This is a genomic window from Mesorhizobium sp. CA10, assembly GCF_020165285.1.
Lineage (GTDB): Bacteria > Pseudomonadota > Alphaproteobacteria > Rhizobiales > Rhizobiaceae > Mesorhizobium.
The window spans coordinates 185,742-208,563 of the sequence record NZ_JAIUHV010000006.1 but is presented as its reverse complement, the minus strand read 5'-3'; the positions used below and the strand labels follow the sequence as shown (position 1 = coordinate 208,563).

The 22,822-nt window shown below is 62.5% G+C and carries 21 protein-coding genes and 1 pseudogene; 15 read left to right on the top strand and 7 right to left on the bottom strand.

Annotated elements, in window-relative coordinates:
• Positions 1–6: 6 nt before the first annotated feature.
• Positions 7–1,179 (bottom strand): type VI secretion system protein TssA, encoded by a 1,173-nt coding sequence (gene tssA / locus LB535_RS15405; protein WP_224603289.1) that lies wholly within the window; start codon positions 1,177–1,179, stop codon positions 7–9.
• Positions 1,180–1,512: 333 nt separating this feature from the next.
• Here tssA and tssH point away from each other — a divergent pair, with 333 nt between their 5' ends.
• Positions 1,513–4,350 carry a type VI secretion system ATPase TssH gene (gene tssH, locus LB535_RS15400; protein WP_224632810.1) on the top strand — a complete coding sequence of 946 codons (2,838 nt, stop codon included), beginning with the start codon at positions 1,513–1,515 and terminating at the stop codon, positions 4,348–4,350.
• Positions 4,351–4,433: 83 nt separating this feature from the next.
• On the opposite strand, the gene LB535_RS15395 is transcribed toward tssH, so the two are convergent.
• The 6 genes from LB535_RS15395 to LB535_RS15370 all read right to left on the bottom strand — a co-directional run bounded on the left by LB535_RS15395 (position 4,434) and on the right by LB535_RS15370 (position 10,904).
• A complete protein-coding gene (locus tag LB535_RS15395) occupies positions 4,434–5,171 on the bottom strand; it encodes a ribonuclease activity regulator RraA (protein ID WP_224523595.1) in 738 nt (245 codons plus the stop codon).
• Positions 5,172–5,195: 24 nt separating this feature from the next.
• Positions 5,196–6,359 carry a mandelate racemase/muconate lactonizing enzyme family protein gene (locus LB535_RS15390; protein WP_224545036.1) on the bottom strand — a complete coding sequence of 388 codons (1,164 nt, stop codon included), beginning with the start codon at positions 6,357–6,359 and terminating at the stop codon, positions 5,196–5,198.
• 29 nt (positions 6,360–6,388) lie between these two features.
• On the bottom strand, positions 6,389–7,486 hold the full coding sequence (locus LB535_RS15385) for an ABC transporter ATP-binding protein (RefSeq protein ID WP_224632809.1): 1,098 nt from the start codon (positions 7,484–7,486) through the stop codon (positions 6,389–6,391).
• Between the two features lie 12 nt (positions 7,487–7,498).
• A complete protein-coding gene (locus LB535_RS15380) occupies positions 7,499–8,389 on the bottom strand; it encodes a carbohydrate ABC transporter permease (RefSeq protein WP_224545038.1) in 891 nt (296 codons plus the stop codon).
• Positions 8,386–9,345, bottom strand: coding sequence for a carbohydrate ABC transporter permease (locus LB535_RS15375; RefSeq protein WP_224545039.1), 960 nt, complete (start codon positions 9,343–9,345; stop codon positions 8,386–8,388). Before LB535_RS15375 ends, LB535_RS15380 begins: the two co-directional genes overlap by 4 nt.
• 77 nt (positions 9,346–9,422) lie before the next feature.
• Positions 9,423–10,904, bottom strand: a complete 1,482-nt coding sequence (locus LB535_RS15370) for an ABC transporter substrate-binding protein (protein ID WP_140844144.1) — start codon at positions 10,902–10,904, stop codon at positions 9,423–9,425.
• A gap of 219 nt (positions 10,905–11,123) precedes the next feature.
• On the opposite strand from LB535_RS15370, the gene LB535_RS15365 reads away from it, so the two are divergent.
• From LB535_RS15365 to LB535_RS15305, 14 genes and pseudogenes are all read left to right on the top strand, one after another.
• The gene (locus LB535_RS15365) at positions 11,124–11,834 is read left to right on the top strand and encodes a GntR family transcriptional regulator (protein WP_140844146.1); all 711 of its coding nucleotides are present in this window, start codon (positions 11,124–11,126) and stop codon (positions 11,832–11,834) included.
• A gap of 49 nt (positions 11,835–11,883) precedes the next feature.
• Positions 11,884–13,050: a mandelate racemase/muconate lactonizing enzyme family protein gene (locus LB535_RS15360; RefSeq protein WP_224632808.1), complete on the top strand. Its 1,167-nt coding sequence runs from the start codon at positions 11,884–11,886 to the stop codon at positions 13,048–13,050.
• Positions 13,051–13,108: 58 nt separating this feature from the next.
• Entirely contained in the window at positions 13,109–14,467 is a 1,359-nt protein-coding gene (locus LB535_RS15355) for a mandelate racemase/muconate lactonizing enzyme family protein (RefSeq protein WP_224632807.1), read from the top strand.
• Between the two features lie 102 nt (positions 14,468–14,569).
• A complete protein-coding gene (locus LB535_RS15350) occupies positions 14,570–14,896 on the top strand; it encodes an NIPSNAP family protein (RefSeq protein ID WP_224632806.1) in 327 nt (108 codons plus the stop codon).
• A gap of 9 nt (positions 14,897–14,905) precedes the next feature.
• Positions 14,906–16,105 (top strand): mandelate racemase/muconate lactonizing enzyme family protein, encoded by a 1,200-nt coding sequence (locus tag LB535_RS15345; RefSeq protein ID WP_224632805.1) that lies wholly within the window; start codon positions 14,906–14,908, stop codon positions 16,103–16,105.
• 42 nt (positions 16,106–16,147) lie between these two features.
• Positions 16,148–16,282 (top strand): hypothetical protein, encoded by a 135-nt coding sequence (locus LB535_RS28845; protein ID WP_263490723.1) that lies wholly within the window; start codon positions 16,148–16,150, stop codon positions 16,280–16,282.
• A gap of 2 nt (positions 16,283–16,284) precedes the next feature.
• On the top strand, positions 16,285–16,647 hold the full coding sequence (locus LB535_RS15340; protein ID WP_224632804.1) for a hypothetical protein: 363 nt from the start codon (positions 16,285–16,287) through the stop codon (positions 16,645–16,647).
• 191 nt (positions 16,648–16,838) lie between these two features.
• The gene (locus LB535_RS15335; RefSeq protein ID WP_095768612.1) at positions 16,839–17,084 is read left to right on the top strand and encodes a hypothetical protein; all 246 of its coding nucleotides are present in this window, start codon (positions 16,839–16,841) and stop codon (positions 17,082–17,084) included.
• Between the two features lie 259 nt (positions 17,085–17,343).
• On the top strand, positions 17,344–17,796 hold the full coding sequence (locus LB535_RS15330) for a c-type cytochrome (RefSeq protein WP_224632803.1): 453 nt from the start codon (positions 17,344–17,346) through the stop codon (positions 17,794–17,796).
• Between the two features lie 83 nt (positions 17,797–17,879).
• Complete coding sequence (locus LB535_RS15325) at positions 17,880–18,965, top strand: c-type cytochrome (RefSeq protein WP_224632802.1); 1,086 nt, start codon at positions 17,880–17,882, stop codon at positions 18,963–18,965.
• Between the two features lie 503 nt (positions 18,966–19,468).
• On the top strand, positions 19,469–20,203 hold the full coding sequence (gene coxB / locus LB535_RS15320) for a cytochrome c oxidase subunit II (RefSeq protein ID WP_224632801.1): 735 nt from the start codon (positions 19,469–19,471) through the stop codon (positions 20,201–20,203).
• Complete coding sequence (gene ctaD / locus LB535_RS15315; protein ID WP_224632800.1) at positions 20,200–22,113, top strand: cytochrome c oxidase subunit I; 1,914 nt, start codon at positions 20,200–20,202, stop codon at positions 22,111–22,113. Before coxB ends, ctaD begins: the two co-directional genes overlap by 4 nt.
• Entirely contained in the window at positions 22,114–22,710 is a 597-nt protein-coding gene (locus LB535_RS15310) for a heme-copper oxidase subunit III (protein ID WP_095768617.1), read from the top strand.
• A gap of 17 nt (positions 22,711–22,727) precedes the next feature.
• Positions 22,728–22,822: pseudogene (locus LB535_RS15305) on the top strand (cysteine hydrolase); the annotation flags it as partial.

Genomic DNA, 22,822 nt, shown 5'->3' with positions numbered 1-22,822 from the left:
GCTTTTCTACCTTTCATCCTTCTGGGCCGGCTTCTTGGGATCGGGAACGCCGGCAAGCAGCCGGAACTCCTTCAGCCCCGACGGGGCGAGATCTTCCATCAGTTCCACGAAATCCATGTGCACCATCCGGCGCACGCGCCGGGCGAGATGCGGGATGGGGCTGGACGGCTCGGTGCGGTCGTAGAAGGCGACCACGAGGTCGAGGCATTTGACGACCTCGTCGCGCGAGTTGATGCGGTCCGGCAGACCGGTGCTCGCTTCCACGGCGCTTGTCACACTTGCCATCGTCTCGGCTCCATGACCGTTGCGGGCGGGCATTGCTGGTTCCGCCGCCGCCTGCGGAGCGGCCTTCGCGGCACCATTCGCCGTGGCGCCGGCACCGGAATTCCGCTCCAGCGTCGTCAGCAAACGCTGCAGGAACTTCTTCAATTCCGGGATAGTGGCGCCATGGCCGTCGATGCGGGCGTTGAGCGCGGCGTCCACCGCGTCGAGGGCAGCGATCGCGGCCCGCGCGTCGGCGAGCAGCGAGGTCATCACATCCGCTGCTTGATCGATTTGCGCCGCGCATCCGGTGCGAACGCGGTTCAACAGCTGATTGTGGGCGCTTGTCAGCGCCGCCTTTTCGGCGGCCCCAAGGCCAGAGGCCGCTTCCTGGAGCATGACGCGTTCGTCGAGCGCAGCCTGTTCGAGGTCCCGGCCGCTGATCGGTCCGATCGCGCGCGGGGAGAAGAAGGCCATCTGCCTGAGGTTCGCCAGCAAGCCTTCCTGGCCGTTCTGCAGATCGAGCAGCGCGTTGATGCGCCGCAAGGCAGCATCGCGCGGCGCGCCTGTCCGCAGCGACGGGTGCATGGTGTCCCAATACTGCTCAAAGGTTCGCGCGATCAGAGTCAGGCCCTGGGCGAGGCCGGCCAGCCCTTCCTCGTTGGCCAAGGCCCGCGCGACGATGACCAGCAGGCGCAGGTCCCGGCCGCGGGCGCGCAACTCTTCGGCCTTTTCGAGCACCGCCGCCCAGTCGACAGGACTGGGTTGCGAGGTGGGCTTGCTGTTACCGTCATGGACAACTTTGAGCTGAGGCTCGGCCAGGCGCTCCAGCTCATGAAAGGCCGGGTCGTTGCGCAAGTCCTCTCCCGACGGATTCTCACCGTTCAGAGGATTCAGCCAGAGTGCGAGATCAATCACACCAACCCCCAGCCAGCGGCCCTGAGACCCCTATGTAACGTAACGTTATCACCGGCTTCGCGCGACGACAATTGAGCACCTGCGCAAAAACTAACGGAAGCTAAACGCGACCGTTCTCTTCGGCGAAACCCATTGCGCGATTGCCGGACCCGGTATGTGAAATGGCTCGCATAGCCCGGGCAGCAATCGTGTTTGTTGGCCACGAGTTTGCAAGGCTTGTGTAACCGGGCGGTGCCGCCCGGATAGATTCAAAAAACCTTATCCGCCATGCGGCTTTGTCAAGCAGCCGCTTATATGGCAGGGTACGGTCGGCAGGTTGCGGGAGCAGGTTCGATGGAACAGCGCCGGTCATCGCAGAGCTTCAAGCGTAAGGAACTGGTCGCCAAGCTGAACGCCACCGGGGTGCGCGCCTTCAAGGCCGCGGCCGACACGGCCAAGCTGCGCGGCAATCCTTATGTCGAGCTTGTCCATTTCATCCAGCAGTTGGTGCTGTCAGAGCGCTCGGATGTGCAGATGATCATCGCCGACGCCGGGCTGGATGCCAGCCGGCTGACGGCCGACATGACCCGAGCCATCGACAAGCTGCCCTACGGCGCCACCTCGGTGGAGGAATTCTCCGACCACATCTTCCACGCCATCCAGGAAGGATGGAACCTTGCGACGCTGGAGTTCGGCGTCGAGGAGGTGCGCAGCGCCCATATCCTGCTTGCCTGCCTGAAGACGCCGGTGCTGGAAGGCCTGGTCTCCAAGATCAGCGCCGAATTCGACAAGATCGACGCCGATGGGGTTATCTCCCGCTTCGCCGACGTCACCGAAGGCTCGCTCGAGGCCGGCTCACCGCCCGCCGAGCACGCTGCCGAAACGCCGATGAAGCGCGGTCCGGGCGGGGATTCGGCGCTGGCGAAATACGCCACCGACCTCACCCAGCGCGCCCGCGACGGCAAGATCGACCCTGTCGTCGGCCGCGACCCGGAAATAAGGCAGATCGTCGATATCCTCATGCGCCGTCGGCAAAACAACCCGATCCTGACTGGCGAGGCCGGCGTCGGCAAAACCGCGGTCGTCGAGGGTTTTGCGCTCCGCATCGCCCAGGGCGACGTGCCGCCGACGCTGCAGAATGTCAGCGTGCGCATGCTCGATGTCGGGCTGATGCAGGCCGGCGCCAGCGTCAAGGGCGAGTTCGAGAAGCGGCTGAAGGCGGTCATCGACGAGGTCCAAGCCTCAGAGGTGCCGATCATCCTGTTCATCGACGAGGCGCATACGCTGATCGGCGCCGGCGGCGCGGCCGGGACCGGCGATGCCGCCAATCTCCTGAAACCGGCATTGGCGCGCGGGGAGCTTCGCACCATCGCGGCCACGACCTGGGCCGAGTACAAGCAGCACATCGAGAAGGATCCGGCGCTCACCCGCCGTTTCCAGGTGGTCAAGATCGATGAGCCCTCGGAAGCGGTGGCCGTGCTGATGTTGCGCGGCGTTGCCGGCGTGCTGGAGCAGCACCACAAGGTGCAGGTCCTGGACGAGGCGATCGAGGCCGCCGTCTCGCTCTCGCACCGCTATATCCCGGCCAGGCAATTGCCGGACAAGGCGGTCAGCCTGCTCGACACCGCCTGCGCGCGCGTCGCGGTCTCGCAGCATGCGACGCCAGCCGAGGTCGAGGACATCCTGCGCCGCCGCCAGGCACTCGAGGTCGAGAGCGGCATCATTGGCCGCGAAGCCGCGATCGGCATCGACGTCGCCGACCGGCAGGCCCGTGTCGACGCCGGGCTGGCGGAAACCGAGACCGCTTTGGCCGCCGCCCGGACGCGCTGGGACCGGGAAAAGGCCTTGGTGGCCGAGATTCTCGACCTGCGCGCAAAATTGCGCGGCGAGGGCGTGCCGCTCGATGCGGCGCCGGACGAAGGGGCCGCTGCGGAGGCAGAGAGCGCGGAAGGCGCGGCGAAGGCGCCAGAGCAAAGGGCTCCCGAGAGCAAGATCGGCGAGAGCAAGATTGGCGACGGCAAGGCTGCCGAGACCAAGAAGGCCGAGGCCACGAACGCCAAGGCTGCGAGGGCCGAAGCGGTGTCCGCCGAGCCGGCAGACGAAGCCGCTGCCAATCTCGCGCGATTGCGCGAGCTGATGGCCGATCTTGCCGCGGCGCAAGGCGAGACGCCGCTCATCCTGCCCTCGGTCGACCGCAATGCGGTCGCCGCCGTGGTGCAGGACTGGACCGGCATCCCGACCGGACGCATGCTCTCCAGCCAGACCGAAAAGGCGCTCAAGCTCGCCGCGACCCTGTCCGAGCGCGTCGTCGGCCAGGATCACGCGATGGAGATGATCGCCCGGCGCGTGCAGACCAGCCGCGCCGGCCTCGGCGCGCCGGAAAAACCGGTCGGCGTCTTCCTGCTTTGCGGCCCCTCCGGCGTCGGCAAGACCGAGACCGCGCTGGCGCTTGCCGAAACGCTTTACGGCGGCGAGCAGAACCTGATCTCGATCAACATGTCGGAGTTCCAGGAAGCGCATACTGTCTCTACGCTCAAGGGCGCGCCGCCCGGCTATGTCGGCTACGGCAAGGGCGGCATCCTGACTGAGGCGGTGCGCAGAAAACCCTATTCGGTGATCCTGCTCGACGAGGTCGAGAAGGCGCATCCCGACGTGCACGAGATCTTCTTCCAGGTCTTCGACAAGGGCATGATGGACGACAGCGAAGGTCGCCGCATCGACTTCAAGAACACGCTGATCCTGCTCACCTCGAATGTCGGATCCGACGTCATCATGGATCGCACGAAGAACGGCACGGTGCGGACCGGCATCGACGATCTCGATACCGCGCTGCGCGCCCCGCTGCTGAAGGTCTTCCCGGCCGCCTTCCTAGGCCGCGTCGTCACGATACCCTATTACCCGTTGTCGGATTCCATGATCGAGGCGATCGCCCGTCACCAGTTCGGCAAGATCGCCAAGCGCCTCAAGGATACCAACGATGCCGAGCTGGTGATCGGCGACGGCGTCATGGACCTGGTCAAGGCGCGCTGCACGGAGATCGAATCCGGCGGCCGCATGATCGACGCCATCCTCACCAACACGCTGCTGCCGGAACTCAGCCGCGGCGTCCTCAACCGCTCGCTCGAGGGCAAGAAGATGGCGAAAGTCATCGTCGGCGCGTCGCCGGAAGGATTTACCTATTCGTTCGAATAGGCCTTCATAGCGAGGGAAGCCGCCTTTGCGCGACCGGATGGTCGATGCCTTGCGCCGCCGGGCCGGGAGGCCCGCTTGCCAACTTAAAGGCGTCTTGACCTGCGCCATTCCTCATACTCTGCGCGGGCATCGTCGTGCAGCGGATAGTAGCGTTGCAACGGAGCGCCCTGCATCAGCTTCTCGCGTGAAAACTCTTCCCAATCGTGGTGTTTCTGAGCCTCCTCGATGACCTTGGCGGCCATTGCGACGGGAACCACCACCGCGCCGTCATCGTCGGCGACGATGATGTCGCCGGGGATCACCGTCACGCCGCCGCAAGCAATCGGGACGTTGACCGCATTGGGATAGATGCTGGTCTGCACATGATAGTTTGGCGTCCAGCCGCGCAGCCATAGCGGCAGATCGAGCTTTTCGACATTGGGCCGGTCGCGCATGCATCCATCGATGACGATGCCGGCGCCACCTCTGCCCTTGAAATAGGTCGACATCATATCGCCGAAGACGCCCGAGCTCATGTCGCCGCGGGCGTCGACCACGACCACGTCGCCCTCCTGCGCATGATAGAGCACATGCCGGTGCAGTTGCGTTTCCGGATCGGTATATTCTCCCTCGTCGAACAGGTCCGGCCGTTGCGGCAGGAATTGCAGCGTCAGCGCCGGCCCGACGATCGACTTCCCATGGTTCTGGGCCACCGGGCCGACCATATGCGGACTGCGGAAGCCCATGTGACCGAGCGTGCCGGCAACCGTCGCGGCGCCGATCTCTTTCAGCGCGTCGATCAGGTCCTTGGGCGGACGCGTGATGTCGGAAATATGCGTCATTGTCGAACTCCGGATGAGTTGGAACTACCAGTTGGTGACAGAACCGTCGCGGCGTTTGAGATGCGGCGCTTCCCAGAAGCGGAAACTCTGCGCCTTGATCGCCTTCTCATTGACCTCGACGCCGAGCCCCGGCAGATCGCCGACCGGATAATCGGTCCCGTCGAGCCGCGGCTGCACGGGGAAGAAGTCGGAACTGTCGAAGCCCAGCTTCCTTTCGGGCGCCCTGGTTTCGAGCCAGGCGAAGTTGGGCACGGCGGCGGCCAGATGCACGGTCGCGGCGGTGCACACCGGACCGAGCGGATTGTGCGGCATCAGGTCCACATAATGCGCCTCGCTCCAGCCGGCGACCTTCATCGCCTCGGTGAGCCCGCCGACATTGCAGACATCGAGCCGGTTGAACTGATGAATGCCGCGCTCGATGTAGGGCAGGAACTGCCACTTGCTGGCAAATTCCTCGCCGATGGCAAAGGGGATGTCGGTCATCCTGCGCAGGGACTCGTAGGCCTCTGGCGTCTCGTCGCGTATCGGCTCCTCGAGGAAATCGAGCACGCCGCGGCCGAGCTTGTTGCAGAAGCTCGCCGCCTCCGCCACCGACAGCCGATGATGGTAGTCGATGCCGAGCACCACATCCTCGCCCAGCGCCTCACGCGCCTTGTTCAGCATGCTCGCCGTAGCGCCGATTGACTCGCGCGGCTCGAAGATGTCCTTGCTGTTCTGGCCGGAGGGAAAGAAGCGGATTGCCTGCCATCCCTGCGCGCACAATTCATGGGCGCGTTCGATGGCAGCATCGCCCTCGGCCTCGTCTCCGGTCGAGGCGAAGGTGGGGATGCGGTCGCGCTGCTTGCCGCCGAGCAGTTCGTAGACTGGCACTCCCAGCGCCTTGCCCTTGATGTCGTGAAGGGCGATGTCGATGGCGGAAATCGCCGCCTGCAGAACCCGCCCGCCCTCGAAATACTGGCTGCGATAAAGCTCCTGCCAGATCCGGCCGATCTGCATGGCGTCGCGGCCGACGAGGAACTCGCGATAATGCTCGACGGCGCCGGCCACGGCCTTCTCGCGGCCGCTCAAGCCGCTCTCGCCCCAGCCGAAGATGTCCTGATCGGTCTCGACCTTGACAAGCATCTGGTTGCGCGTTCCCACCCACACTGGGTAGGGCTTGATCGCGGTGATCTTAAGTTTCGTCGTCATTCGCGCCACGTCCACACGCGTTCGCCGCGTCAATCGGCCCTGAGGGCCATTTCGGTTTCACTGTCGAACAGATGCATCCGCTCCTGGTCGAACTCGAGCCAGATCCGCTCGTCGGGCGCGACGGCAATGCTCGGCGGCACGCTGACATTGACGATGGCGCCGGACAGGAAGGCCTGAACGAATGTCACGTCTCCGGTCGGTTCCACCGTATAGGCCTTGGCCGGAATGGTGCCGGGGACAGAACTCTTGTGCAACTTGATCGTCGAATGTCGCGCGCCGAGCACGACTTTCCGGCTTGTTGCTGTCGCGACCTTCCGCGCATTGGGCGGCGACAGCTCAAGGCTCCAGCCCTCCGCGCTGGTCAACACCGTGCCGCCGTTCGCCGTCGATGCCTCGAGCGGAATAAGGCTCATCGCCGGGCTGCCCACGAAGCTCGCGACGAACATGTTCACGGGATGGGCGAAAACCTGCGCCGGCGAATCATATTGCTGCAGATAGCCGCCGTTCATCACCGCCATCCTGTCCGCCATGGTCACGGCCTCGAGCTGGTCGTGCGTCACGTAGATGATCGTCGCCTTCAGGTCCTGGTGGAACCGCTTTATCTCGGACCGCATCTGCACGCGCAGCTTCGCATCGAGATTGGAGAGCGGCTCGTCCATCAGGAACACCGCCGGATCTCGAACGAGGGCGCGGCCCAGGGCCACGCGCTGCTGCTGACCACCCGAAAGCTCGCGCGGCCTGCGCTCGAGCAACTGCGTCATATCGAGCACGCGCGCCGCTTCCCTGACCTTCCTGTCGATCTCGTCCTTGGGCAGCCTGCGCATCTGCAGCGGGAAGGCCAGGTTCTTGTAGACCGATTTCTGCGGGTAGAGAGCATAGTTCTGGAACACCATCGCGATGTCCCGGTCCTTGGGGTCTAGGCCGTTGACCACGCGGTCGCCGATGACGATGTCGCCCGATGTTGCCGAGGTCAGACCCGCCACGAGATTGAGCGTGGTTGTCTTGCCGCAGCCTGAAGGGCCGACGAGAGCGACGAACTCGCCGTCATTGACCGTCAGCGAGACGTCGTTGACAGCTTTGAAGCCGCCATAGGTCTTGACGAGATCTTTGAGGACCACGTGGGCCATCGGCAGCGACTCCTAGTGCTTGACCGCGCCTTCCGTCAGGGCGCGTACGAAGTATCGTTGCAGGACAAGAAACAGCACGACGACGGGCACGCTCATCATGAAGCTCGCCGCCATCAGGCCCGGAAAGTCCGTCGTATTTTCCGAGAAGAAGCGCTGGATGCCGACCGGCAGGGTCAACTGTTCGTTCTTCGAGAGGAAGGTGTAGGCGTAGATGTACTCGTTCCAGGCGCCGATGAAGGAATAGATCGCGGTGGCGATGATCCCTGGCGTCGAGAGCGGCATCACGATCAGGATGAAGGCTTGGAACCGTGTGGCGCCGTCGATGCGTGCCGCCTGCTCGAGCTGCACCGGGATATTGTCGTAAAAGCCCTTGAGCAGCCAGATCGCCAGCGGCAAGCCGAAGGTCAGATAGGTGAGGATGAGCGAACCATGCGTGTTCACCAGCCCGAGCGCACGCATCAGGATGAACAGCGGCACGAGAAAGATCACCGCCGGGAACATGTTTCGGAGCAGCACTGCGAAGAACAGGAAGTTTCGGCCCGGGAAGGTAAAGCGCGAAAACGCGTAAGCCGCGGGAACCGCCACGATCACCGAAAGGATGGTCGTGGCAGTGGAAACGTAAAGGCTGTTCCAGAAGAAGCGCAGGAAATCCTGGCCGACGCTGTTCTGCGGATCGAGCAGCTTCTGGTAGCTGGCAAGGGTAGGCTGATCCGGCCACCATTGCGGCGGAAATTGCATCGCCGCGAAGCCGGACTTGATCGAGGTCAGCAGCATCCAGATCATCGGCAAGGCGGTGTAAAGCAGCATGAACACCAGGAATATGCGGCCGCCCCACCGCCATCCGTCGATTCGCATGCGGCGACGGGCCTGGTCTCGAGGGGCTGTCTCGGCAATCGTGCTCATGCGCTCCCATCCTTCCGCTCGTTGCCGCTCAGCGCACGGACATAGAAATAGCCGAGTGTCATCAGGATGAAGAACAGCAGCACCGAATAGGCCGACGCCACGCCCCAGCGCTGCCGGCCGAAGGCAAGTTCATAAATGTGGGTGATCCAGATATGCGACGCGTTGGACGGCCCGCCGCCGGTCATGATCCATGGGATGATGAAGGAGTTGAAGTTGGCTACGGCGAGCAGCAGGATCGTCACCGTCGAGACGTTTCTCAAATGCGGGAAGGTGACGTGCCAGAAGCGCTGCCATGCGTTGGCCCCGTCGACTGTCGCCGCGCGCAGCAACTGGTCGGGAACCGTCTGCAGGCCGGCCATCATCATGATCATGGCAAACGGAAACTCGCGCCAGATATTGACGACGATCAGGGAAGGCAGCACCGTGCTGACATTGTCGATGAAATTCGGCGGCCCTCCGGCCAATCCGAGGCCAACCAGAACCGCGCCGATGACCCCGAAATCCGAATGGTAGATCCACTTCCAGATATAGGAAGCGGCGACCGCGCTGATGACCCAGGGAATGATCAGGATGGCGCGCAGGATACCGCGGCCGACAAAGTCGCGGTGGAGCGCCAGCGCGGCGCAAAAGCCAAGGACGAAGGAAATGAAAGTGGAGGCCGCTGTCCAGATAAGCGTGTTCCAGGTGACCTTCCAGAACACCTCGCTTGTGAGGATGGCCGTGTAGTTGTTGATGCCGACGAAGATCTTGTCGCGGAGCTGCAGGCCGGGCGGGGTGTTGAAGAAGGACAGCTCGATTGTGTAGTAGATCGGATAGGCGATGACGATGAGCATTACGGCGATCGCGGGAAGCACATACGCGTAGTCGGCGCGATGCTCCCAGATACTGCGGAGCACGCCGGACCCGGCGGGTTGCAATCTGCGGCGAGCCTCGGCCTTGCCGGTCGCGATCGTCACTGTAGCGCGCCCTTGTTCATGGGGAAGTATCGGCTGCGCTCGCGGCGCAGCCGATCGGATCGTCGGTCAGGCCCGGATTAGAGCCCGCCTCCCATCAGGTCTTTTACCTTCTTGGCCGCGTCCTCCGCCGCCTGATCGACGGTCATCGCTCCGGTCAGGGCATTCTGCAGCATGTCCGGGATGATGATGTTCATGATTTCGGGCGACTGCGGCAGCGCCGGGAACGGGATGCCGTATGGCAGCATCGAGGTCGTGACGTCGAGGAACTTGATGTTGTCCAGACGTTCCTTCATCCATTTGGTCTTGAAGCCGTTGAGGTTGCCTGGGTTCGAGCCGGCATAGGCCATCTTCAGCGACCATTCCGGGCTCGTCCACATGCAGATGATGGCCTTTGCGGCCGGCTCGTCCACCTTGCCCCCCTCGACATATTCGGGCTTCAGGATGTGGATGTTCGAGCCGCCGAACACGACGGCGCGCTTGCCGTCGGGGCCGGTCGGAATGAGGCCATAGCGCATGTTGTCGATGACGGTCTGTGCCTTGTCTTTGTCGGTGCCCGTCGCCTTCTTCTGCAGGTCGAGCATGACGTTGTAGTCGGACGGATGCGAGATCATCATGCCGAGCTGGCCGGCGAGAAACAGGGGCTGGTTGTCGGCTTGCTGGTTGGTGAGCGCCGAGACCGGAACCGATTTGTCGCGAACATACATGTCGTAGGAGGCTTGCAGCGCCGCCTTGCTCTGCGGGCTGTCGAGCTCGATCTGCTTGTAAGTGGGGTTGGGGGTAGCCTCGTCGAAGACGCCGCCGCCATAGGCCCACAGCTGCGGCATGAAGCGGTAAGGCGTATTGCCGGCATTCTTGCGCGCCACCAGGCCGTAGCCCGCAATGCCGAGCTTGTCGTGGATTTGCTTGGAATATTTGACGACGTCGTCCCAGGTGGCCGGGGGCTTGTTCGGATCGAGGCCCGCGCGCTTGAAAATGTCGGCGTTCCAGATGAACGCCATCGTCTCGTTGTTGGTCGGAATTCCGTAGGTCACGCCGTCCCAGGTGACGGCCTTCATGGCGCCGGGCCAGAAGTCCTCGGTCGAATACCCCACATCCTCTGGCTTGAGCGGCTGCAGATAGCCCTTCGAGGCGAACTCGGTGCCGCCCAGGATTTGCAGGCGGACCGCCATTGGCGCTGCGTTGCCGAGCAGCGCCGTGCGGAACTTGTCGAGAAGGTCGTTGTAGGTGAGGGCTTGTTCCTCGAGCTGGATGTTCGGATAGGTCTTGCGGAAGGTCGCGAAGAAATCCTTGTAGTACTGGCGCAAAAGGTCCGGGTCGCCCTCGAACACGCCCTGGTACCAGAACGTCAGTCGCCCCTTGTAGTCGAGCGGGGTGACTTTGGCGCAATCGCCCGCAGTGTCAAAATCCTGCGTGCCCGCAATGGAGCGCACATATTCCGGCGACCACTTGCTCAGGTCGACCGGCGGCGCGCCCAGCGCCGGCGCGGCCATCAACGATGCCATTAACGCAGTGGAGACAGTGCCGCGCAGGACGGCACCGCCGAGCGTAATCCTCGTCATAGGTATCCTCCAGGTTTCTCTCCCGTGCCGCTCTGCGTCGAGGCAAGCGGTCGTTGCTCGTTCGATCGCGGGATATTTGCCAGTTCTAATGTATCCCTTCGACGACTTTGTACGTTTTCAGATCACAGATTATCTGTCAACGCGAAGAATCGTACATTGTTTTATCGAAACCGAGCGTGATATAGGGCGGAGGGTGTATTCACTTGGGGGAGATAGGCCTTGGCCGAGACAAGCGATTTCAAAGCGGAGCCACCTGCGGGAATTGACCCCATCGGGGCTTCCAGCGAGGGCGCCTCGCTTTATGAGCTGATCAGGGATGACATCATCGAAGGACGGCTGGCCGCCAACGAACGGCTTGTGGTCGCCGATCTCGCCCGGCGTCACGGCACCTCGACCAACCCGGTGCGCGAGGCCCTGCAATTGTTGCGCGGAGAGGGCTTTGTCATCTTCAGTCCCAATCGCGGGGCACGCGTGCGACCCATAGATCAGGACTTTGTCCGGGATATCTACGAGATCGGCGTCCTGATCGAACCCGCCCTGACGCGATGGTTCGTGAACATGGCCACCGACGAGGACATCGCCGAGCTCGAACGTCTCCAGAACCTGATCGAGGAGAACAATTTTGCCGACACGTTCAGGCACAGCGAGCTCGATACCGCCTTCCACACCGTGATGTACCAGCGGCATTATAACCGCCATGCGGCCGAGCTCTGGTGGAAGCATCGCGAGGTGCTGAGGGCGGTCAGCCGGCGGTTCAATTTCACGCTTGCCAGACGCGCCGCGATCATCCGCGAGCACCGCGAGCTCATCGCGCTGGTTAAATCGGGAGAGGCCGAGAAGGCGGCCGAACTCATTGCCCGCCATGTCGAGGGCTCCGGCCGGCATGTCCTCGAACACATGCGCGCGCGTAGCGCCGCCCGGGCAGGGTAGCCGATCCGCAATCACCGTCAGCCTGGTCGTTTCAGAGAGGATAGTCCAGATGAAAATCACGAGCATTCGGCCATGGCTGATCAAGTCCGATGCGTCTTACTGGGGCGAGTATCTGTTCGTCGAAGTGACGACCGACGAGGGGGTGAGCGGCTGGGGAGAGATCACCACCACGACAAAGCTCGCCAACCGCGCGCTCTGCACGATCCTGCGCCAGATCGGCGCCGCCGTAACAGGCGAGGATCCGGCGCGTATCGAGTATCTCTGGCACAAGATTTTCCGCAGCTTCACCTATATGGGCAGCCGCGGCGCCGCCGTCGAATGCGTCAGCGCCATCGACATCGCCCTCTGGGATATCCGTGGCAAAGTCCTCGGCAAGCCGATCTACGAACTGCTGGGCGGACCGGTGCGCGACGAAATCGCGCTTTATACCCATCCCAACCAGGCCAAATTCACCAGCAAGGAAGCCGTGATCCGCGAAATTCGCGACATCGTCGAGTCCGGTCACACCGGCCTCAAATTCGATCCTTTTCCCCATCAGGGCCCCAGCGTCGATGGCGTAGCCCGCGAAAGGCGGGACGGTTATCTCGACGGCAGCATGACCCGCAAGGACGAGCGCGAGGCCGCCGAACTGACGGCCCTGATCCGCGAAACGGCAGGCCCCGATGTGGACATCCTCATCGATGCGCATGGCCGCTTCGATGTTCCGACCGCTATTCGCCTCTGCCGCAGCCTCGAAGAGGCGGGCCAGATCGACTGGTTCGAGGAGCCCTGTCCGCCCGAGAGCCTCAATGCCCTCAAACAGGTGCGCGACAAGGTCAGCGCCGCCATCTCGTGGGGCGAGCGCGGCCACACGAAATGGGATTTCGTGCCGGTGCTCGAGAACAAGCTCGCCGACTACATCATGCCCGACGTCACCTGGACCGGCGGCATCACCGAGCTCAAAAAGATCTCCGCCCTTTGCGAAGCCTATTATGTCCCGGTCTCGCCGCATGACGCCGCCGGTCCGATCAACGTGGTCGCAGGAGCGCAGGTGATGATGACCGTTCCCAACTTCTATAAGCTCGAAACCTCGGAGTGGGACCTCTCCAAATACGACCACCTCATCGACAAGCCGCTCGATGTTTCGAACGGCAGCCTCAAGCTGACGTCGAAGCCCGGTCTCGGTGTTGAGATGAATCGCGACTACCTGCAGGCCCACGAGATCGAGTTGGGCTAGCAACGACCTGTGCGGGCCAGGCGAGGGGCATAACCATCGACGAGAACGAGGATAAGTCATGCCGAAGACGGATGCAGCCGACGAGGCTCTCAATCGGGTCAACACCAATTCCAGGCCGTCCGAGCTTCGCATCACCGACATGCGGGTGGCCGAGATCGTCGGCGCGCCGTTCACCTCGGCGCTGCTCAAGATCTATACCAACCAGGGCATCGTCGGGCTTGGCGAGGTGCGCGACGGCGCCAGCGCCACTTATGCGCTGATGTTGAAGAGCCGGCTGCTCGGCGAGAATCCCTGCGATGTCGACCGGCTATTCCGACGCGTCAAGCAGTTCGGCGGCCACGGGCGGCAGGGAGGCGGCGTATCGGCGGTCGAGATCGCGCTGTGGGATCTCGCCGGCAAGGCCTATGGCGTCCCGATCTACCAGATGCTGGGCGGCAAGTTCCGCGATCACGTGCGCGTCTATTGCGACACCGACGCGGAGAAGCCGAGCGGCACCGAGACCGGCAAACGCCTCAAGGCACGCATGGAGCGCGGCTTCACTTTCCTCAAGATGGATCTGGGCCTGATGCAGATCGCGCACATCCCGGGCGCCGTCACGGCGCCCGCCGGCGCGCTCGAAGGGTTTCACGCCAATCCGCGCGGCCGTGGCGGCACGCTCGAGGAGCGCAAGGCCCGCAATCTCGCCTATGATGCGCAGAATGTGCAGCACCCGTTCACGGGCCTGCATTTCACCGAAAAGGGCATCGACCTGCTCGAGCAATATATCCACGAGGTCCGCGAGGTCATCGGCTACGAAGTTCCTTTGGCCATCGACCATGTCGGCCACATCTCGCTGCAGGACGGCATTCGCCTGTCGCGCCGCATCGAGAAATACGTGCCCGCCTGGCTCGAGGATGTGATTCCCTGGCAATACACCGAGCAATACCGGCAGCTGCAGCAAGCGACCTCGGTGCCGATCTGCACCGGCGAGGACATCTACCTCAAGGAGGCCTTCGACCCTCTGCTGAGAAGCGGCGGCCTTTCCGTCGTCCATCCGGACCTCCTCACCAGCGGCGGTATCCTCGAGACCAAGAAGATCGGCGACATGGCGCAGGACCACGGCGTTGCCATGGCGATCCACATGGCCGAAAGCCCGATCGCCGCGATGGCCGCGGCGCATGTCGCGACTGCGACCGAAAACTTCATGGCGCTCGAATATCATTCCGCCGATGTCGACTGGTGGGACGATATCGTCACCGGCCTGCCCAAACCGCTGGTGAAGGACGGCTTCATCACCGTTCCGGACAGACCGGGCCTGGGGATCGACGACGTCGTCGACGAGGTGCTCGCGCAGCATCTGCAGCCCGGTGTCACGGGGATATGGCAATCCACCGAGCATTGGGACAATGAATATAGCTGGGACCGGACCTGGAGTTAGCCGGATCGCCCGCCCTCATTCCCCCAGATTCACAGGACCAACGACCGACCATTCGTGTCGACCGCTCCTAAGCCGGAGATGAAGAAGGAAACGGACGAAACCATGATCTACGAACTGCGTATCTATGACTGCCTGCCGGGCAGGCTGCCGGCTTTGCTCAAGCGCTTTTCCGACCAAACGCTTGCCATCTGGGAGAGGCATGGCATCCGCCAGGCCGGGTTTTTCACCACGGCGATCGGCGAAAACAGCAATCGTCTCACCTATTTCCTAGCATGGGAATCGCTGGCCGAGCGTGAGGCGAAATGGGCGGCTTTCGTCACCGATCCGGCATGGCACAGGGCCCGGGACGAGTCTGAGCGCGACGGGCAGATCATTGCCAATATCAGCAGCCAACTGCTCACGCCGACAACTTTCTCGTCTGTGAACTAGGACTGCGCCATGAGGATCACCGACCTGCGTTGCGCCGTCATCGGCCAGCACCCTATCGTGCGCATCGTGACCGACGAAGGCCTCTACGGCCTTGGCGAAGTCGAGTTCACCAAGACCTACCTCAAACCCTTTGTGCTGCATTTCCGCGAAGCGCTGATGGGCGAGGACCCGACCGACGTCGAGCGGGTGATGCTGAAGATCCGTCAGCGCGGCTCCTTCAAACCCTATGGCGCGGCGGTGAGCGCCATTGAGCATGCGTTGTGGGACATTGCCGGCAAGGCCGCCGGCGTTCCGGTCTATAAGCTGCTTGGCGGCAAGGTGCGCGACAAGGTGCGCGTCTACAACGGCTCGATCCGCCGCAAGCGCACCGGCGACCGGCCGGAGGACTACGCCGCCGACGTCAAATGGATGATGGAGCAGCCGCAGAACTTCTTCATGATCAAGCAGGGAATCTCGTTCCACTCCAATATGAAGGACACCATCGAGGGCTTCCATTACGGCGTGACGCAGAAAAAGGCCGGCTATCACGGCGCCATGGATCAGGGCGTGATCAGCGAGCGCGGCTTCAACCATATGCTCGACTGCGTGATCGCGATGAAGGAAGTGCTGGGCGACAAGGTGAGCCTGGCGCTCGACTGCGGCCCGGGCTGGATGTTGCCCGATGCGATCAAATTCGCCCGCGCGGTCGAGAAGTACAATTTGATGTGGCTGGAGGACATGCTGACCGGCGACTATGTGCCGTGGGTCAATCCGCAGGCCTACCGCGAGCTGACCGCCTCCACCTCGACGCCGATCCATACCGGCGAGCAGATCTACCTGCGGCACAATTTCAAGGAACTGATCGAGACGCAAGCGGTGCGCGTCATCGGCCCCGACCCGGCCGATATAGGCGGCATCGCCGAGCTCAAATGGGTGGCCGAGCACGCCTATATGCATTCCATCCTGATGGCGCCGCACGGCACCGCCAACGGCCTGCTCGGTCTTGGCGCGCTGATCAATGTCTGCGCCACCTTGCCCGCCAACTACATCGCCTTCGAATATCCGAGCGCCTCCGATCCCTGGTGGGAAGACATCGTCATCGGCCTGCCGTCGCAGATCGTGAAGGACAGCATGGTGGACCTGCTGGAAGCGCCGGGACTGGGGCTCGATATCGACGCCGAGGCAGCCCGGAAGTATCTCATGGAAGAGGATGCGGGCTTCTTCGACTGAGCCTAGAAGCTTCGGCGCAGGGGAATGTCGGGAGAAGAGGGGATGGTGCCAGCGGGACCATACGGGCGCGACATCGGCGTCGACATCGAATTCGATATCGACGTTCGCAGGACGAAGATCTTCGCCTGGCAGCACTGGTTGCGCGATCACGTCGTCGGCCGGATCCCGGGAGCCTGACGATGACGAATGTGAACCTCGAGCATCTGGCCGGTCGGCGCGTGTGCTCAGAAAGCGGCAAGAGCATCGGCTACATCGAGGAGATCATCGCCGAGCAGGATGGTGACGATCTCGTCGTCACCGAATTCCATATCGGCATCTTCGCGGCGTTCGAACGTCTGGCCGCGTCGACCGTCGGCACCGCATTGCTCGATTTGTTCAGGCTGCGTCGCAGGTCGGGCCTCTATCGCATACCTTGGGACAAGCTCGACATTACCGATCCGGCGCACCCGCGGCTGCTCTGCTCGGATGACGAGCTTTCGGGATTCGAAGATATTGGCAATTCTCGGACAAGTCCCGCTCCCCTCCATCAGCGCGACAGTTGAGGCGGCGGTCTTGCGATGTCGTCCGAGACGCTTTGCACCGACCGCGGGCGCGCCGTCTGTCCAGATGAGCCCGGACTCGCCGACGGCAAGGCCGCTACTCTTGCCATATTGCATTTTTGCCCAAGGAAACTCCTCCTATGCGGAACGATCGAGTCCAACTGCCGTTACCGTCAAAAAGGCAGGAGCGAGCAATGACTGGACGCACCACCCACGATCAGCAGATACGTGTCATCGAGAAGCGTGAGAATACGAAGAACGCGCCCAAGGAATTCGAGGCCAAAGCGGAGCTGAAGCGGTCGGCGGCGGAGCGCGAGGCACGGCGGAAGGGGTCGAGCCTCAGGGGCGATACGCCCGACCTGGTCGATCCAGACGATCGCAATATCCTTCGCGGCAAAAATCAAGAAAGTGCCCATAACAAGAATCGAGGTTCCAAGTAGGACCGCCTTCCGCGGCAACCCCAGGGCCTCCCGGCAGCAATCGGTGCCTTCTCGATAATCTATGGCAGCAGTCTTTTGCGCAACTTGCCCGGATTCTCGACGAATAACGGTGATCGGCTTCGACGTGTTCGACTGGAAAAGGTCTCCAGACTGAATCACCGCCTTCGCTAGCGGTTGGCTACCAAAAGACCGCAGCCCCGGCGCCTGCGGGAATGGAACCTCGCCCATCCTGCAAAGTTAAAGCGCGGGAGCGATTGTCATGTCAGCAAACGCCGGCCGTCTGGTAGGCTGCGCATTTTGGTTTCTTGCCTATGCCAGCAGCTGGGTCGCAGCCGAGGAACCCGGGCATCGGCAAGCGAAGGTCGTCGAACCTCCGATCGAGCCTGTGACTTCGGCTGCGCCGCAATCCTCGAACCCAACCGCATCCCAAGACCCGCCGGGCAGCGGGCTGTCGCTGTTCCTGAGCAACGGTTGCGGTGCATGCCACACCATAAGAGGCACCGAGGCCCGCGGGACGATTGGCCCGGACCTTTCCCATGTGGGATCGCGATCAGCGATCGGCGCCGGGGTCCTGCCGAACACCGAGGAAGCCATTGCACGGTTCGTCGCTCGCCCTGATCTGTTGAAGCCAGGCGTGAAAATGCCGGCGTTCGACATGCTGCCGCAAACCGAAATCCAGACGATCGCGCGATATTTGAAAGCCTTGCAATGACGCCTGGTTCTCGTAGCGAATTCGGGACAGCGTCGTCCAATGCTACTGCCGAAGAAGACGCCGTTCGCGTGGCGAACCAGCCGATGATGATCCGCGTGAAGCATGTCATATTCGGCGCCATCGGTTTGCCTGTCGTCCTGTTGCTTGGGGCATGGATCGGCTTTTTCAACGTCGGCGCCAGCAGCGGCCATTGGAAGGTGACGGCCTGGTTCCTTCAACTCGCCATGCGCTCGGCCGTACGCACCTATGCATTGGCCGTGGACGCGCCGAAAACGCTCGACCGGCGGGGGCTCCCGGCGGCAGCCGGACATTTCGCGCGAGGCTGCGCGACCTGCCACGGCGCACCCGGCGAGCTCCGCTCGCCGGCGGTGCTGCGGATGCTTCCGCAACCGCCGGATCTTGCGCTCACGGTCGGAGATTGGACCGACGCCCAGCTTTTTCGGATCGTCAAGCATGGAATACGGTTCACCGGCATGCCCGCCTGGCCGGCCCGCGACCGCGATGACGAGGTCTGGGCAATGGTTGCTTTCCTGCGGGAACTCCCAAAACTCGATCCCAACGAATATCGGGCGCTTGCCTTCAATGGCAGCGATGCAACTGGCAGCGACCGGCAACCCGCTACCCCGGATATTCTCTCCGACTGCACGCGCTGCCACGGAGGCGACGGCGAGGGCAGGAGTGACGCCGTGCCCGCACTGGCCGGGCAGAAGGAAGCTTACCTGCTCGCCAGCCTCCAGGCTTATGCCAAAGGAGACCGCACGAGCGGCTTCATGGCTCTGCCGGTGACTGGCGTCGACCCCGCCGATCTGGCTGCGCTTGCCCGGTATTTCGCGGCGCAGCCACCGGTATCAGCGGACCGCGATCAAGTTTCGGCGGAGGTGATCAACAAGGGACAGCAAATCGCTGAGGCCGGAATTCAGGAGCGGAACGTGCCTGCCTGTTCCGGCTGCCATCTCGGCTCCGACAAAAATCCGGTTTATCCACGCCTTAACGGTCAGCATGCCGCTTACCTGGAGCGGCAGCTGAAGCTGTTCCGGTCCGAGGGCCGAGGCGGCACGCCGTTCTGGCATATCATGGCTACCGCAGCCCAACGCCTCACGGACGACGATATACGGGCGGTATCGGCCTATTTTTCCAGACGTGCTGAAGATGCTCAGCAACCACCATAGTACGTCGCCGGAAGCGTTGCAGGGCCGAGAGCGCCTGCCAAGCAAGGCGCCTCGAAATCGGTTCAAGGAACTTTATCCCATCCTGCCAGTTCCAACAGCGCACAGACGGCCTGAGCAGACAGCCGGCTGAAGCATCCTTTGCGGGTGAACCAGGCTGAATGCACTTCCGGCGGCCTCACGAGACATGCAATTTCGGGACTGCAGTCTGTCCCGGCCCCCTGTCGCAGCTATGGCGCGTAGATGCCGCAGAACAGAAGAACGCCGCCGATCAGGCAGAAGGCGAGGAGTGTCGCAACGTAGAACCCGTGTTCGCGGAAAATCCTGATATCGCGTTTCAGACTCACGGCTCAGCCTCTCCGACACCCTACGAAGCCCACAACACGGAACGGGACCGGCGAGTTCCGGATCTTGTGTTTCGTCTGTTTCGGAGAGCTCGCAATTGGCGGGCGTTGGCCAGCCTCACGGCTCCCGTTGGATCCGCTCTCGCCTCTGGCTGCACCGGTGTGCAGTCGGCCCTCGATCCGCACGGCGAGCGGGCCGACGCTCTGGCTGTTCTGTTCTGGATATTCACGGCCGTGCTCGGACTTGTCTGGCTGGTCACCATGGCCGGGTTGTTCTTCGCGCTGACACGCCGGCGAGACAGTCGCGGCGAACCGGCGCAAGCGCATCCGGCCGTCAAACGGCCGATGCGTATCGCCTTTGCTGCGATGCTGACATCGACCGTCATCATTCTCTCGGGCCTGGCCGTGCTCAGCTTCGACGGACAAAGGGCGGTTTACGGCGGCGGGGCCGGGGCGGCCGTAATAATATCCGTCATAGGGCACCAATGGTGGTGGCAGGTCCGCTACGAAGGAAAGAATGGTTTCGAGACGGCAAACGAGATTCGCATTCCGGTAGGCAGCGCGGTCGATATCAAGCTCACCACGGGTGACGTGATCCACTCGTTCTGGATACCGAGCCTTGCCGGCAAGCTCGATCTCATTCCAGGCAAAAGCAATGAACTCCGTATCCAAGCGGATAAGCCCGGCGTGTACCGCGGCCAATGTGCCGAATTCTGCGGCCAGCAGCACGCGCATATGGCGATCTTCGTGGTGGCGCTGGAGCCGAGCGAATTCGAACGCTGGCGCGCAAAACAGGCCGCGCCGGCAAGGCCGATGGCTCATCTTACGAAGCAACAAAATGTCTTTGCTTCCGCGGCATCGTCTCCGTCCGCCGCCCTTTCCGGGAGTTCGCGATGAGCCAGGCGGTCGAAGAACGTCACGAGACCCGTGACACCGATCTGGATGACGAGGAACTGCGCGCGAGGCTGAGCAAGACCTGGGGCACGGCGCGTGGTCTGATAGGTATTCTCTCGACAGTCGATCACAAGATCATCGGCATCCGCTATATCGTCACCGCCTTCGTCTTCCTGTTGGCCGGCGGCATCATGGCGATCATCATGCGGCTGCAGCTCGCGCGGCCGGACAGCCACGTCGTCGACGCCGAGCTCTACAACCAGCTTTTCACCATGCATGGCACAACGATGATGTTCCTGTTCGGGGTGCCGGTCGGTGAGGCGTTCGCCGTCTATCTGGTGCCGCTCATGGTCGGCACCCGCAACATCGCCTTTCCGCGCCTCAATGCCTTCTCCTACTACGTCTATCTGTTCGGCGGCCTGATGTTGTGGGGCGCTTTCGCGTTGAGCATCCGCCCTGATGTCGGCTGGTTCTCCTATGTGCCCCTCGCAAATCTGAATTTCACCCCAGGCAAGGGGCCGGACTACTGGGCGCAGATGATCACCTTTACCGAAGTTGCGGCGCTCGCCGTCTCGGTCGAGATCGTCGTCACAGTCCTGAAGCAACGCGCGCCGGGCATGACGCTTGACCGCATTCCACTGTTCGTGTGGACGATGCTTGTCCATTCCTTCATCATCATCTTCGCCATGCCGGCGGTCATGCTCGCCTCGTCTATGCTGATCATGGAGCGGCTGGTCGGCACGCAGTTTTTCAATCCGGACGCGGGCGGCGATCCGCTGCTTTGGCAGCACCTTTTCTGGTTCTTTGGTCACCCCGAAGTCTACATCATCTTCCTGCCTGGAACCGCTTTCGTGTCGGCGATCGTGGCGACATTCTCCCGGCGGCCGGTCTTCGGCTATTTGCCGATGGTGCTGTCGCTGATCGCGATCGGTTTTTTGTCCTTTGGCTTGTGGGTTCACCACATGTTCGTGACGGGCCTGCCTGAAGTTGGCGCCGCATTTTTCACCGCCTCCAGTATGGCAATCGCCATTCCGAACGGGATCCAGATATTCTGCTGGATCGCGACGCTATGGGACGGCAAGCCGGTGCTCAAGACGCCGTTGATTTTCGTGCTCGGTTTCTTCTTCATCTTTGTCGCCGGCGGGCTCTCGGGTGTGATGCTGGCGTCGGTGCCGATCGATACGCAGGTGCACGACACCTATTTCGTCGTCGCTCATTTCCATTACGTGCTTATAGGCGGCACCGTCTTTCCGCTTGTCGCGGCCGTCTACTACTGGTTCCCGAAAGTGACGGGCCGGCTCATGGATGAGCGGCTCGGCAAATGGCAGTTCGTCCTCGCTTTCTGCGGTTTCAATGTCACGTTTTTTCCGATGCACCTGCTCGGCCTGCACGGCATGCCGCGCAGGGTCTACACCTATCCCGCGGAGATGGGTTGGGGCGCACTCAACCTGCTCGCCAGCGCCGGCGCGCTGCTGTTCTTCGCAAGCTTTCTGCTCATGCTCTACAACATGATTGCCAGCGCCCGCTCGGGCGTCCTTGCCGGCGACAATCCCTGGGGCGCCGACACGTTGGAGTGGGCGACCAGCTCGCCGCCCCAGCCGCAGAACTTCGATCGCATTCCGTGCGTCACAAGCGGCTCGCCGCTATGGGATCAGGGCGATGACAAGGCGGTGGTCGGCGGCCTCAAGGTTGATGAGCGCGAACTGCTTGTGACGAGCGTCACGGAGGCCCGGCCTGACATTCGCGAGGAATCGCCGGCGCCCTCGATCTGGCCCTTTCTGGCGGCGTTTGCCACAGCCGTCGCGTTCATCGGCTCGATCTACACGCCTTGGGCGGTTACTTGGGGTTCGCCCGTCGTCGCCATCGTGCTGGTCGCCTGGTTCTGGCCGAAAACCATCGAGGAGAATGTCTAGATGGCCCGCAGCGTCATCGATGTCTCGGGTTTGCCGACCTATGCCTTCGGTTCGCGTGTCACCCCCTGGTGGGGGACCTTCTCGTTCTGCCTGCTGGAGGGAACTGGCTTCGCCCTCGGCATCGGAGGCTATCTCTACCTGGCCGTTACCAACAAGGACTGGGCGAAGGACGCGGTGCCTTTGAGCCTGCTCTGGTCGGCGCTCTTCACGCTCGTCCTTGTCGTCAGCGCACTGCCGAATTTCCTGATCAAGCGAGCAGCGATGCGGGAGAGCTTGCGCTCGGTCCGTCTGCTGCTGCTGATCATGAGCGCGATTGGGCTGGTGCTTATCGGGCTGCGCATCATGGAATTCTCGGCCTTGCCGGTACGCTGGAGCGACAATGCGTATGGCTCCTTTGTCTGGCTCCTTCTCGGCCTGCATGGCGTGCACGTCCTCACTGACGTCGCCGACACGTTGGTCCTGGCCGTGCTGATGTTTACGCGGCACGGAACGGGCAAACGCTTCAGCGATGCCGAAGACAATGCTTTCTACTGGTATTTCGTCGTGCTCTCATGGCTGCCCCTCTATGCCGTGCTCTATTGGCTGCCGAGATTGTGATGCGGCCGGGATCGCGCAGTTCCTCCGACGCTACGCACGACGCCTGATGACCGTCTACCACCAGCGCTTCGCGCAACAAGTCGAGACCGTCGACATGGAGACGGTTCTCTCG